The organism is Ruminococcus sp. J1101004sp1_RTP21198st1_B9_RTP21198_201120 (assembly GCF_040924245.1).
Taxonomy (GTDB): Bacteria; Bacillota; Clostridia; order Lachnospirales; family Lachnospiraceae; genus Blautia_A; species Blautia_A faecis.
In genome coordinates, this window is sequence record NZ_JBCOMI010000053.1 from 1 (window position 1) to 14,176 (window position 14,176).

Sequence of the window (14,176 nt, forward strand, 5' to 3'; positions counted from 1 at the left end):
TGTAAGTACGGTTCGGGGGCGAGTATTTGGAAACCTACCATAGCAATATGGCAAGGCGCTGGGTACTTAGCCTACAGCGGGAAGGGCGTATTATCCGCCAGGGGAATGAAAATGAGGAAGTCAATATTTACCGCTATGTAACAAAGGGTTCTTTTGATGCTTATTTATGGGGCATTGTAGAAACAAAACAGCGGTTTATCAGCCAGGTATTTACCAGCCGGGAACTGGCAAGGATCTGTGAGGATATAGATGAAACCGTACTAAACTTTGCAGAGATTAAAGCGGTAGCTTCTGAAAATCCCCTGATTATGGAAAAAATACAAGTAGATAATGAAGTGGCACGTCTGAGAATTTTAAAAGCTGCACATGAAGGGAAACGGTTTGCTTTGCAGGATGCGGTTACGTTCCAGTACCCGAAAAGGATACAAAGTCTGGAGAAAGAACTGCAATCGCTTCAAATGGATTTGGACCGTAGGAACCAGGCTATGGAAGTACAGCCGGGGTTTGCAATCACGCTGCAGGGAAAAGTCTATGAGAAGCATAAAGAAGCAGGGGAAGTCCTGCGTGGGATTATAGAAGGTGTGACAGCTTTTACCAGGCACGAAGTCGGTATGTATAAGGGATTTCAGGTATTTGTCCAAAAGGATATGATGGAGCCGGTATTGTTCCTTCAGGGAGAGAAGGAATATAGTGTGGAGTTAAAAAGCAGTGACTCCGGCAATATGGTCCGTATGGAAAACCGCTTGAATGCCCTTGATAAAGCAGTAGAAGATGTTCAAAAAGAAATTAAGACCTGTGAAAATGAGATAAAAAATGCAAAGCAGGAATATGCAAAGCCTTTCCCGTATGAGGAGCTTTTAAAAGAAAACATTACCCGGCAGATGGAGATTGATGCAGAACTGGAAATCAAGGACCAGGAGGAGTGTGTGGAAGTGCAGGAGGAAACCAAAAATCTTCCATGCCAGACAGCGGTTCGGTAAAGAAAAGTAGAGTAGAAAAGGAGATCACAATATGGAATATAATATCAGAGTATATAAACCGGAATTGAAACAGGAAGAAGGAAAGATCAATAATCTGAAAGGATTTGCTACCATTACCTTTGATGAGGCCTTCTGTGTGAAAAGTCTTGCAATTAAAGAGTCCTCGAAAGGAAATCTGTACCTCGATATGCCCCGTTACAGAGATTACGAAACAGGGGAGTATGTTCCTTTTTTTCGGTTTACCGATAAGGAATTTCAAAAGGAAGTGTTGGATACTGTAAGGGAAGCCTATGAGAATATGACAGAAACTAAAACAGACTGTAAGGGCAGTTGGGGAGAGGAAGAACTGTATTACAATCTGAGTGTAAATCCGGTACAGGGAAGCGATACCTTTAAGGCAGATGTTGCCATTCGTCTGCAGGACGTATTGGCAATCCAGCAGCTTCATGTGATCCAGGCATGGAACGGAAAAACCTTTGTAGGTATGCCCCAGAAAAATTCTGCAAAAGGAGAACGGGAGGACATTGCCCATGCAGTTAATGCAGAATTTAAGGCAGATCTGGAAAGTGCAATCATGGACGAATACAATAAAAAGATGGAATATGCCAAAAGCCAGAAACAGCAGCGAAGAAACGGGAGGTAAGAAAAGTCCAGAAAAATATATGGTGTTTTCCGATAAAGAGTGATACAATAAAGAAAATATCGTATTAGGAGGAGCAGATATGCCAAGACGCAAAAAAATGGAGAATATATCTCTGGAGGAGCAGCTAGTAACTGTAGAACAGGAGATTAAAACAACAGAGGCAGAATTAAAAGAACTGCGTCTGAAAGCAAAGGACCTCAGGAAGAAAATCGAAGATAAACAGAAAGATGAGATATTTAGCGCATTGATTGCTTCCGGAAAAACTGTGGAAGAGGTAATGAAGTATTTAAAATCTGGTAATGAAGAAAAGGCTGAATAAGATAAGAGAAAATGCCGTTACGGGTGATGATAAAAACCTGTAGCGGCATTTTTTATGTAAAAGCTTTGAAATTTCAAATATTAGTTTACTACGAAAAATGTGATTTACTATATTTTGTTTGATAAGTGATATTTGTGGGAGAAAATTATCATGAAGTGCTAAAATGGTAATTGGCTAATGAATATATAAAATTGTTTGTAAGAATTGAAGTTGGCGTAAATATGGAATATAATAGTTATATCAAACAAATTCAATATTATAGAAATATGAAAAGAAGAAAAGTTCATTTCAAGTACAAAAACTGTTATGCGACAAAATGGAGGTGAAATATGTTTACTATTTTAATTGTAGAAGATTCTAAAGAAATTTTAGATTTGATGGTTTTACATTTAGAAGATAAATATAATTTAATTAAAGCAGAAGATGGCATTAATGCAATAAAAATTGCTAAAAAAGAAAAAATTGATTTGCTTATTTTAGATATTATGTTGCCATTAGTAAATGGTTATGAGTGTATGAAAGCAATAAGAGAAAAAAAGAATATTCCTATTATTATTGTATCAGCTAAAAGTACAGATGAAGATAAGATTATTGGATTGCAAAAAGGTGCTGATGATTATTTAGCAAAACCATTTAATCCATTAGAGTTGGTAGCAAGGGTCGATGCTCAACTTAGAAGATTTTATGAATTTGGTAGTGCAGAGGAAATTCAAGAAGAAGTTATCTGTTTTCAGAATCTAAAATTGGACTGTAAAGAATGTTGCTTATATAAAGATGAAGAAAAAATATGTTTGACAAATAAGGAATATAAACTTTTGAAATTACTGATGAATAATCCAAAACGGGTTTTTACTAAAAAGGCTATTTTTGAAGCTGTATGGGAAGACGAGTATTTATATGATAGTAATACAATAATGGTTTATATTAGTAAATTAAGGGACTATATAGAAGAAGATTCTAAAAATCCTCAGTTTATTATTACAGTAAGGGGGTTAGGATATAAATTTGGAAAATAGAAAGAAGAAACTAGAAGTAACGCTTATAAAAAACTTTTGTTTTTTTTCAATAGTGATTGTTATTATATTTGCAATCGTGGCGAGTGTAATAAGTGTATTTAATAACTCAAAAATTGTTAATACATTAGAGGAAAAGTATATTGTCAGTTGTGAGGGAAAAAGCCGATATGAAGATATAGATATTTCAGAGTTAAAAAGAAATGGTGCATGGTTTGAAATATTGAATACAGATTACGAAAGACAATATCCGAGAGCAGAATATAAAAAATACACTAGCATAGAAATTATAGATATTGTAAATGGTAATTATGAAATTGATGGAAAAAAATATAGAGGGATTGTTAAAAAGTTTTATGATGAACAGAACAGACAGCGAATACAGGTAACTTTTTTTCCGATAGATTTCTTGCGAGTAACGCCAACCATAAACATTCCTTTAGAGGAAGAATCAATTCACTTTTTAGGGATTTATATAGTAGGTATTATTTTATTTGGAATTGGGTATTGTTTAACCGTTTTTTGTGTGTCTAAGAAAATAAAGGTAGAATTGACCAAGCCAATCAATTTATTAAAAGAAGCAATGAAAGAATTAGGAAGTGGGAATTATAAAAAAAGACTATCTTTTAAAGCAGAGTATGAATTTGTGGAGATGGCAAATTCTTTTAATTGTATGGCGCAAGAAATGGAAGATGCTGTAAAACAAAAAGAAGAAGAAGAACGGTTGAGGAGACAATTGATCTCGGATATTAGTCATGATATAAGAACACCTTTAACAGTTGTTCAAGGATATTTACTAACTGTTATAAATGATTTAGAAAATAGCAAAAGTAAGAACATAGAATATTTGAAGCGTTGTTTTGAAAGCAGTGTTGAAATGGAGCAGTTACTTCAGCAATTAAGCGATTATAATAGGATGTTTCGAGTCGATTACAAATTAAACAAAGAATTAGTGGATTTTACTGAGTTTGTGAAAAATATTTTGGCAGATCAATACCATTATATTGAGGTCAATAAAAACATTTTGAGAGTGGAGGTTGATGAGGAGGAAAGAAATATCTTCATTGATAAAAGAGAAATGCGTCGAGCAATTATAAATTTACTGAATAATGCAGTACAACATAATGATGAAGATACGACTATTGAAATTAGACTGACAGAATATGATAGAAAAATATATCTTGTTATAGCGGATGATGGGAAAAAAATTCCAAAAGATATTAGTTCGTGTATGTATGAACCATTTGTTAAAGGAGATCAATCGAGAAATGATAGTAGTAATAGTGGATTAGGACTTGCAATTGTAAAAAAAGTTCTGGATGCACATGAAGCAGCTATTTATTTTGAGCAGCCATATAAGAAATATACAAAGGCATTTATAATTGTGATGCCAGTAAAATAACATAAAAAGCAGGGCATTGTGCCCTGCTTTTTATGTTATTTTAAGGTTCAGATAAGATGAATTTTAAAAAAGCATGATATAGTAATACCATCAAAACAAAGAAAGACGGTGGTCATAATGAATGAGGCACTTTCGATTGATAATTTGACAAAAAAATATAAAAACAAAATAGCATTGGATGATTTTTCCATGAAAATAATGCCAGGAGAGATAGTGGCACTTATAGGTGAAAATGGTGCAGGAAAGACAACATTATTAAATTCTATTTGTGGCTTCATTAGACCTACTTCTGGAAGTATATCTTTTAAAGGAATATCTAGTGAAAAGGAAAAAACATTAGATAAAATAGGAGTTTTAATCGAGCCTAGCTTTTTGGATTATTTGACAGCCGAAGAGAATTTACAGTATCTATCAATATTATCAGAAGACAAGAAAAATAGTACTTTAATAGAAAGTCTATTGCAGAAGACAGAACTTTCTGATAGCAAAAAAAAGAAAGTGAAAACATTCTCTTTTGGCATGAAACAGAGATTGGGATTGTGTCAAAGCCTGTTAACAGATGTGGAATTATTGATATTTGATGAACCATTTGTAGGATTAGATCCGGTTGGAAAGGAATTATTTAAAAAGGTAATTTTAGATAAGGCGCATCAAGAAAAAATCCCCGTTTTATTTTCGAGTCATGATTTAGATGATGTGGAAGAAGTATGTGACAGAGTTGTGATGGTTCGAAAAGGAAAAAAGGTTTTGGATCAGAAATTAGTGAGAGAAAAGACTTTTATTTTAAAAATTGATGGAAATATAAGCACAGAAGAGAAAAAAAAGTTGGAGTTACAAGATCCCACTATACTTTGTGAAAAAGATTGTATTTTTTTTAAAAATGAAAAAAATATTGTTGATATTCAAAGAATATTATTACAAGAGGGGCATTATATCGTGGGAATGTCAATTCAAAATAATAATTTGAAAAAATTATTTTTGGCGGAGGAAACGATATGATAAATAGAAAGCAGGTAGTTTACAAAACAGAATTATATAAATTGTATAAAAGAAAAGATACATGGATTTTTTTAACAGTGATTTTAGTTCCGATTTTATATAGTGTAGGAATTGCAAGTGGTTCAGAAATAGTTTCTTATAGCGGAAATGGAAATATTACAGCAATCAATTTTATATCGGCGATGTTTCAAATGGCTCAATCCATGTTTATTTTTAATATTATTTTAGTTGCCATTACAAGTAGAACATTAGGGACTGAAATTGAAGATAAAAGTTTACGGATTTATTTGAATAAAGTAGGTGATAGAAAAAAAATCTATATAGAAAAAGTAAAGGCATTAAGCGTGTATGCTGGTGTGATTAGTGTATTATTAGTAGTTGTAGGATTGTTTTGTTATTATTTTATAATGAATGATAAAACTCCAATTGTAAATGGAGCGTTGTATGATGAAAGAATTTCAATAGAAATTATACAGATTATTACCATATATCTTTTTTGGGTAATAACAATTTTTATCATTATGATGTTATCCATAAAGTATAGATTAGTAGTCTGCTTGGGGATTTATATGATAGGCTACATTGGGATGAATTTACTTTCTTATACGAAAGTGTTTAAATATTTTTCCCCATTGTATTATATCAATACTTTTACAATGATGGAAAAAGTAGTATGGACGCAGGTTTTAATAGGAGCAATTTATTTTTCTATTATAGCAGTTTTTACCACTTATTTTGGAATTAGAGAATTTAGAAACAAAGATATTTAATTTGGAGGAAGATATGGACTGGTTGGGTAATAATGTAAAGACATTCAAAGTCAAAGGAATAACTATTATAGCAAATCGAAATAATGGAATGGTAATTGGATTAGACAGGGAAGGGGAAGAAGTCGTAGATTTATTAAAGAGCAATCTTATAGAGATTTCTTCACTATCTGATAACCAGAAAGAACTTTATAAGGTCTTGGAAGAAAATGATTTTTTGAAAAGCTGTTACAAGGAAATAAAAGGTATTGACTCAGTATATTTACATGTCAATTCTGCGTGTAATTTACATTGTCTTGGATGCTATTCTTATGTAGAAAATCGGAATACTAGAAATGAATTAAGTTTTGATGAATGGAAATGTGTCATTGATGATTTATCATTACTTGGAGTGAAAAATATTGTAATTTCAGGTGGAGAACCATTTCTGAGAAAAGACTTACGAGAAATTTGTAAATATATTAAAGAAACAGTAAATGGAAGCTTAGAAGTTATATCAAATGGAACGATGAACATCTCTGATTATGAAGTGGTTTTGCCGTATATTGATGCACTTAACATATCAATTGATGGATATGATGACAAAACATCATTTATAAGAGATAAAGGTATTATGAAACGTGTGTTAGATACGGTAGAAAGACTAAAAGAAAAGATACCGATTAAATTGATTGTAACATTACATAAGAAGAATGTTCCATTCATGAAAGAATATGAAAATTTAGCAAAAAAATTGGGTGTATTTATGAGTTTCAGTATATTTACAGTGGATTTTAGCGAAAAGATTTTTGAAGATTATAAATTCAGCGAGGATGATTTTGTTATTGTCGGTGATAACATTACAGAGTCAGAAAATGGAACTACAATTTTAGATACACCTACAGATGTGGTTGGCATTACATATCGGGAAGGTTGTGGCTTTGGAAAGAAAACGATTAGTATAGCATATAACGGAGACATTTATCCGTGCCATATGCTACATTGCCAAGAATGTAAAATGGGAAATATAAAACATGGCAGGTTAAAGGATATTATTGATGAGTCTGATTTTGAAGGAAATAATATATTATTAGATGATATAGAAGAGTGTGGAATTTGTGAATACAAAAATTTATGTGGTGGAGCATGTAGGGGACGAGCATATCTATTTACAGGCGATATGAAAAAAAGAGATCCTTATTGCTTAGCAGCAAAACGATTTTATGATAATCTTTTTGCACAATATACAAGTATATAGTTTTTATAATTATATAAATTTCTGAGAAAGGAGGACGTAAGTATGATCTTTAAGAGTGGGAAAGCAAATGCAGGTTGCTGGTCTTTTGGTCCTGTATTAGGATTATGTGCAGGATACGGAAATAAAAAGGGCTGGTAAGAATTATGACAGCAAGAGGAGGGGGAGGTTAAACTTCCCCTTTTTCTTATTAGGAGATATAAGTTATGGATAAAAAAGAAAAATTACTTATAGAAATAGTTTGTATTATTGTTCTGAGTAACTTTTTATGTATGTTTTGCTTTTTATTCTTAAATTTGGCTTTTCAAGGAAATATGGAGGAGCTGGCAAGTATTTTGTCACTCGTTATCAGTTTTGTGATTATGCCATTTTATGTACTAAAAAAGCAACATAATATTAAAATCTCAGAAATAGGAATAGCAAAAATTGGTATAACAGATAGTATTTTTTTAATTAGCGCTGTGATTTTTAGTGTTTTCTTATTTATAACAAAAGGAAACTTGAAGATTTTTACTGAAGTTGTAAGTCAACAACTATTTGTTAGTATATCTGAAGAAATTTTAATGAGAGGAATTATTTTTTACTTATTATCACAGTTGTTTCGTAAAAAATATTATGTGGTTATTGTCAGTGCTATAATTTTTGGGTTTGCACTACATACGGGAGGAGATTTCTTAAGTAATTTAGTGTATAGATTTCCAGCAGGCATAATACTTGCTGTATTAAGGATATATACAAAAAAATTATACCCGCCTATGGTGGTACACTTTATGTATAATTTGTGGTGCATATATTTGTAAAGAGAGGTAGAAAAGATGAGGAAAAATATTATTTTATGGATTTTAGAAATTGCATTAGGAGTATTAGGGAGCATAGCAGTATTTTGGGGATATTCATCAATGAACATTTTTACACTATATGGAGTACTGTTTGTACCAGGATTACTAACAGCAGCCGTATATTTATATTTAATTAAAAGTAAGAAAGTAAGTAAATTACGTGGGAATAGTTTATACATTTCAAGTATGATATTTTCGCTTATTGCAACGCTGGTATTTGGAGTAGTTGATGTCGTTTTACGATCTAAGAATGATATGTATGAAACTATTATAGCAAATACAAGAAATGTATTAGATGGAGAATATTTGATTATAAAAGGAAATAGTAATTTAATGGACTATATCTTTATCTTTGTATTTATTTTTCTGATATTCTGGTTTATAGGAAAAGGGAATAAGATAGATGAAAAACGAATTGAATGTTAAAAAGTTTTGGGAATTGTTAAGAAAATACCTGCCACTTAAAAAAAACATAGGTATATTGCTATTTTTAATATTTAGTCAAGTTTTTTGTACATTATATATGCCTATAGCAGTAATGAATACTATAGATATTAGTAGTGGAAATTATTATGAGTGGAAAAAAATTTGTTGGATTGCTTTTATTATTTTGCTACAAGTAATATTTTCGGTAGGAGTGTTGTATTTGATGTCTTGGATGGCTCATAAAATTATTATGCAATTGCGTGATGATTTATGGAGTAAAGTTTTGCATTTACCAATTGAATATTTCGATAGAACAGAAACAGGCGAAATAATGAGCAGGATAACAAACGATACTATGGTAATTAGTGAGTTTATAACGAATGATTTTTTGAGTGCAATTACAGGTGCTATATCTATAATAGGCTCTATAATTTTAATTTTTGCAGTTGATTGGAAAATGGCAGCAATTATGGTTGGATTAGTTCCAATAACAGTTTTTGCAATTAGTCCTTTAAATAAAAAATTATATAGGATTTCAAGAGATTTTCAAAATAAGACAGGAGAATATCAGGCGAGAATGAACAATGTTTTAACTAATATTCGGTTAGTGAAAACATGTATAGCTGAAGAAAAAGAAGAAGAAAGAGGAAAATTATTAACGAAAGAGTTATTTAATATAGGTATTAAAGGTGGAAAGATAACTGCTTTAGTTCAACCTTTAACAACAATGTTGATCTTCCTTTTACTAATTCTTATATTTGGATATGGAAGTGTGAGAGTATCAAATGGGAGTTTATCGGCGGGAAGCCTTGTTGCAATTATATATTATCTTTTCCAAATTGCAACACCTTGTATGGGATTGACGGCATTTGTAGGTCAATTGAATAGAAGCTGTGGTGCGATGGAAAGAATTAGTAAAATTTTAAATGAAGAAATCGTGGAGAAAAAGATTAAAAAAGAGATTATAATTTCCGATCAAAAATGCAATTGTGGATTAGTATTAGATAATATTTCTTTTCGGTATTCAGATAGAAAGAATACTCTTTGCAGTATCAGTTTTTTCATTGAAAAAGGAGAGACTTTAGCAATTGTTGGAGAAAGCGGATCTGGAAAATCTACTATTTTTTCACTGATAGAGAGATTTTATGAACAAGACAAAGGGAATATTTATTATGAAGGAATAGATGTTAGGAATATACCTATGAATGATTGGAGAGGAAAAATAGCATACGTTCAACAGGAATCACCAATTATGTCAGGAACTATTTTAGATAATTTAACTTATGGGCTTGATAGCTATAATGAAAAAAATGTATTAAGTGCTTTAGAAAAGGCAGAGTTGAATAGATTTATTAGTTCATTGCCAAAGGGGTATAATACAGACGTTGGTGAACAAGGTGTTAAACTGTCGGGAGGACAAAAACAAAGAATTGCTATAGCACGTGCGATGATTAGAAACCCAGAAATATTGCTACTAGATGAGGCAACCGCAAATTTAGATAGTTGTACTGAAAAATCTGTTCAACGAGCATTAGAACGATTGATGTTGGGGAGAATAACTATAGTTGCAGCTCACAGATTTTCGACAATAAAATGTGCAGATAAAATTGTTGTATTACAAAAGGGAAGAATATGTGGAAGCGGAACACATGAAGAATTATTTAATAATAATGATATATATAGAAGACTGTTGTTAAATCAGATAAATGATGAGATAAAAATATAAATTGAATTTGGATGCAGTAATTATTTTAGAAAAGAAGGTGATTCCGATGTTCTAATTGATTATATAGACTAAAAGTATGAGGGAGGCGAAAGCTTTGAAAGAATATTTTAAGATTAAGGAATTGTTTATTGTAATAGGGATCGTAATGTGTATTCCATATATTCCATTAACCCAAAAGATAGAGAAAAATTTATTATTGTTAGGTTTTCCATATAAATTTTATTCTATCCATATAAATACTCAACAAATTATATCTATTCATTTTTCAATAGGCAATTTTCTTTTAAATATTATAATTATATATACGTTTTATATATTGTTTTTAAAATGCTACCGCAAAATATACAGGAGGTATAAAAATGAAGAATAAGAATATAAAAAAAGTAATTGGTATTATTATGATATTATGTACAATGTTTTTAGTGACTATTCCAGTATATGCTTCAAATGATGAAAATCAGTTTGAGCCAAACAAATATATTGAGCAAGAACTTAATACTTGGGCAGAAGCAAATGGAGTTGGGGTTGTTTTTGAAAATGTTTATATCTCACCTAGCAGGAGCGATATGAGCGTGGAAGAAATAGAAAAATCAGTAAAATCATATGTTAAAATGATGAAGAATGCTATGCAGAATATGGAGGTGAAACTTATAGAGCGCTCTAATATGGCAAGGGCAACAGGATCTTATACTGCAAGCGTAGAAAGTATGATTCCTGCAATCGGTTGGGGGTATATTAAACAAGATTTTACAGCTAATGTAAGTTCTTCTCGGATTTCAAGCGTTTCACTAGTAGGCAGTTCCTATGATACAGGTTTTACACTCGGCAGTTGGGAACCTAATTATTCTTGGACGGATATATCAAGCAATAAACAATTTGTACAAATTCACATGAAAGGTACTATTAATTATTTATGGGAAGGTTTGAATATATCAAAAGATTGTACATTTTTAGATACTTTTAAAGCCAGTGGTAGTAGCTTGGTTGAGTCTTCTTATTTGGATTGGCCAGATTAAAATTTATTTAAAAATAGTTTATAGTGATATGATATCTTTTTTGCCGTCAGCCTTTTGCAGGCTGACGGTATTTGAATGATTCAGTGCAGGAATTAGCAGAGTGTATCAAGCAACTGCTGGATATTTGTGAGAGGGCAGTAACAAGGACACTGGATATAGAAAATGATTATCGTACTATGCGGGCGGAACTGCAGAGCAATATCCGAAATCCGCTAAGCTGCATAAAAACAAGTTGCTTTCTAATTCAATTCACTTACAGAAAAGGAAAATATCCAATCTGAAAAGCTCCAGGAGTATCTTCAAATTATAGAAAGCAGCGGAGGATATAGAGAGTGCATTAAAATAACTGATAATTGAAGAAGTGCTGGACGGGGATTTTTCGTCCAGTATTTCTTTCTGGAATGAGAAAAGTTGAATTTACAAATCAAGAGGAGGCATACACATGAAGTATGTTTTTCCAGAATATAAAGAGAATGTAGTGTTGGGCAACGGGAAATTACAGTTAAATCCAATGTCCTATCAGGTTATCTACGAAGGAAAGGAGATAGACCTGACACCCAGGGAATTTGAAGTTTTATATCTACTGGCTTTAAAGCCAAACTGGGTAATGCCAAAGACAAATATTTATCATTCTGTATGGGGTATTCATTATCATGATGATCAGATACCATACAGAACAGTAGAATATGTGATATGGAAGATAAGAAAAAAGATGGGGCATGATATTATCGAAACGTTGGTCAATGTGGGGTATCGGTTGAAAAAGTTATAGTTTTTGGGAGATATAATTGAGATGAAATAGTATGTTATTATTAATGGAGGATTTATTACATGAACGGAAATAAGAAAAGTGCAAAACAGTATCACCAATCTGTAATTACTGCTTTAGAGAAAAAAGTAAATGACATGAAAGATTCCGCTTATTCAGGATTGTATAGTGAAATAGCATTTATCATTGGAATAGCAGTTATCATGATAGATACCTTTTTTCCACCAGAGGAAACGAAAGTTAATTGTGTATGGAAAATAATACTGATAGCTGTATCTATAGTCTGTATGCTTTATTTCGCCAAAAAAGTGAAAACAGTGAATGAAGTGGAAGAAGAGAAAAAGTTTTGGCCGAACTTTTTTATTCAATGGGCAACAAGTTTAGGATATATAAACATGCCTGTAGCTGCGATAGCTATTTTGGTAACCTTTGATAAGGGCAAAGCATGGACATTATTTATGATGGGAGTTGCTGTAATTCTGACAGGTTTAACTTTAATAGAAGCACTTGTAAAAACTTCTAAAATTTTAAAAAAAGAAAATGTTGGTAAGCGGAAATAAGATTGATTAAAAAAATTGAGGTAAAAGGTAGACGGTGTATTTGATATTATTTACATCTTTTTGTTGAAATTTGATAATCATTTTTGGTGATGAATATTACATCATTATTATTCCAATCTGCTGGAAAATACAGATAAAAGGATTATGGATATTTATCTTGAATTCGGATTTGAAAGCCAAAGGACGTTTAACCAGGCGTTTCAGCAGAAGTATGGGAGGACACCTAGCAAATATCGAAAAATATGGTGGGATAATTGAATATTATGAGAGTTGCAGAGAATATATAGGGAAATATTATTTGCGGTTTGAAAGAATTTGGAGCGGATATGCGATTTAGCGCATATCCGCTTTTGACATTGTAGAAAAGATTTTTGTTTTGAACGGTTACGTTGGTAGACAGTAATATTTTTATATGGAAGATGTGAAAAAATAAAACTATTAATATTCTAACAAAAATTACATAGACAGTCGATTTTATTACATGAATAAAATTTCAAGAAATAAAAGGTGTATTATCTAAAATGTAAGGAACAGAAGAAAATAATTCAACCATTTCAATTTAGAATTAGTATCTGTACTGTACAAAATTGATTTATGAAAGGAGAAATAATTATGAGTGAAATGAGAAATCCTATTACAAGAGAAGAAAACTTTAGCAATCCGGCTGGTAACGTTATGATGGAGCTGCAGGAAGCAGATTTAAACAAATTTGTAGCAGGAGCTGGTGAAACCAGAAATTCCGGCGGAGTTTTATGTACAAGTACAGCAGAATGCTATTTTGGTACTTTGCTGAAACCTTGCTGCCCTAAGAAATAAACACAGGTGTTGATAAAGAGGGTAAGCGTTAATTGAAGTTTGTGCAGTACAGATACGAATTGTGAGTTGAAATGGAAAGCAGAATGGGGTGTTTAAGAACATGAATACTGAGAGAGCATCATATTTTACAGAAAGAAGTTATACAACATCAGAAGCAGAAAATAAAAAAGATATATTTGAATATTGGAAAAAGATTTTAGGAGAAGATACATTAAGAGTTGCTGAGAAATGTTATGGTATTGATTTAGTAAAAGTTTTAAATTCTGAAAATTATGTATGTGAAAACAATCACGTGATGTCAGAAATGGAAAAGGTAAAAATAGAATTATTTGAAAAACCAATCAATTATAACTATTCCGGATTCAAAGGAGAAAAATTGGCATTTGATAATTTTTTTATACCTTTAATCAATTACGGAATAGACATATTAAAAAATGGAACAAGTCTTTTTTTGACGGATTCTATTATAGATACATACGCAAATACCTTATTAGAGAGATTAGGGAAGATCAGTCTTGGAATATTAATGTTTGAAATGTATCTTTGTAAGAAGACGGGAAAACTGAATGGAAGAAATTCAGAGGAAGAATACGATTATTATAATAATAATTTTTTAAGTAAGAAATCGTATAAACAGGAGCTTTTCAATATATATCCATGTTTACTA

Annotated in this window: 17 protein-coding genes; all 17 read left to right on the forward strand. The window is 31.6% G+C overall.

The genetic code is table 11. From position 1 onward, the window contains the following. Positions 1-26: 26 nt before the first annotated feature. Positions 27-980, forward strand: a complete 954-nt coding sequence (locus tag AB5618_RS20560; RefSeq protein ID WP_368367029.1) for a hypothetical protein — start codon at positions 27-29, stop codon at positions 978-980. A 31-nt stretch (positions 981-1,011) separates the two neighbouring features. Then, on the forward strand, positions 1,012-1,623 hold the full coding sequence (locus AB5618_RS20565) for a septation protein SpoVG family protein (RefSeq protein WP_195956095.1): 612 nt from the start codon (positions 1,012-1,014) through the stop codon (positions 1,621-1,623). A 79-nt stretch (positions 1,624-1,702) separates the two neighbouring features. After that, a complete protein-coding gene (locus AB5618_RS20570; protein ID WP_118340008.1) occupies positions 1,703-1,942 on the forward strand; it encodes a flagellar export protein FliJ in 240 nt (79 codons plus the stop codon). Between the two features lie 329 nt (positions 1,943-2,271). Beyond that, positions 2,272-2,958 carry a response regulator transcription factor gene (locus AB5618_RS20575; RefSeq protein WP_118340010.1) on the forward strand — a complete coding sequence of 229 codons (687 nt, stop codon included), beginning with the start codon at positions 2,272-2,274 and terminating at the stop codon, positions 2,956-2,958. After that, the gene (locus AB5618_RS20580) at positions 2,948-4,357 is read left to right on the forward strand and encodes an ATP-binding protein (protein WP_368367030.1); all 1,410 of its coding nucleotides are present in this window, start codon (positions 2,948-2,950) and stop codon (positions 4,355-4,357) included. The genes AB5618_RS20575 and AB5618_RS20580 overlap by 11 nt, the downstream gene beginning before the upstream one ends. A gap of 117 nt (positions 4,358-4,474) precedes the next feature. Beyond that, positions 4,475-5,356, forward strand: coding sequence for an ABC transporter ATP-binding protein (locus AB5618_RS20585; RefSeq protein WP_118340014.1), 882 nt, complete (start codon positions 4,475-4,477; stop codon positions 5,354-5,356). Beyond that, entirely contained in the window at positions 5,353-6,126 is a 774-nt protein-coding gene (locus AB5618_RS20590; protein ID WP_118340016.1) for a hypothetical protein, read from the forward strand. The genes AB5618_RS20585 and AB5618_RS20590 overlap by 4 nt, the downstream gene beginning before the upstream one ends. 13 nt (positions 6,127-6,139) lie before the next feature. Continuing rightward, positions 6,140-7,360, forward strand: coding sequence for a radical SAM protein (locus tag AB5618_RS20595; protein WP_195956093.1), 1,221 nt, complete (start codon positions 6,140-6,142; stop codon positions 7,358-7,360). 203 nt (positions 7,361-7,563) lie between these two features. Continuing rightward, entirely contained in the window at positions 7,564-8,157 is a 594-nt protein-coding gene (locus AB5618_RS20600) for a CPBP family intramembrane glutamic endopeptidase (protein ID WP_118340020.1), read from the forward strand. A 15-nt stretch (positions 8,158-8,172) separates the two neighbouring features. Then, complete coding sequence (locus AB5618_RS20605; protein ID WP_118340022.1) at positions 8,173-8,622, forward strand: hypothetical protein; 450 nt, start codon at positions 8,173-8,175, stop codon at positions 8,620-8,622. Next, the gene (locus AB5618_RS20610; protein WP_118340024.1) at positions 8,600-10,348 is read left to right on the forward strand and encodes an ABC transporter ATP-binding protein; all 1,749 of its coding nucleotides are present in this window, start codon (positions 8,600-8,602) and stop codon (positions 10,346-10,348) included. Before AB5618_RS20605 ends, AB5618_RS20610 begins: the two co-directional genes overlap by 23 nt. Positions 10,349-10,707: 359 nt before the next feature. Continuing rightward, a complete protein-coding gene (locus AB5618_RS20615; RefSeq protein ID WP_118340028.1) occupies positions 10,708-11,364 on the forward strand; it encodes a hypothetical protein in 657 nt (218 codons plus the stop codon). Positions 11,365-11,806: 442 nt separating this feature from the next. Then, on the forward strand, positions 11,807-12,136 hold the full coding sequence (locus tag AB5618_RS20620; RefSeq protein ID WP_117689876.1) for a winged helix-turn-helix domain-containing protein: 330 nt from the start codon (positions 11,807-11,809) through the stop codon (positions 12,134-12,136). Between the two features lie 59 nt (positions 12,137-12,195). Further along, on the forward strand, positions 12,196-12,693 hold the full coding sequence (locus AB5618_RS20625; RefSeq protein ID WP_118340032.1) for a hypothetical protein: 498 nt from the start codon (positions 12,196-12,198) through the stop codon (positions 12,691-12,693). A 93-nt stretch (positions 12,694-12,786) separates the two neighbouring features. Further along, positions 12,787-12,951, forward strand: a complete 165-nt coding sequence (locus AB5618_RS20630) for a helix-turn-helix domain-containing protein (protein WP_081019425.1) — start codon at positions 12,787-12,789, stop codon at positions 12,949-12,951. 354 nt (positions 12,952-13,305) lie between these two features. Next, entirely contained in the window at positions 13,306-13,509 is a 204-nt protein-coding gene (locus tag AB5618_RS20635) for a plantaricin C family lantibiotic (protein ID WP_055056069.1), read from the forward strand. 100 nt (positions 13,510-13,609) lie between these two features. Next, the coding region (locus tag AB5618_RS20640; protein WP_368367031.1) for a hypothetical protein at positions 13,610-14,176 on the forward strand (567 nt) is incomplete at its 3' end.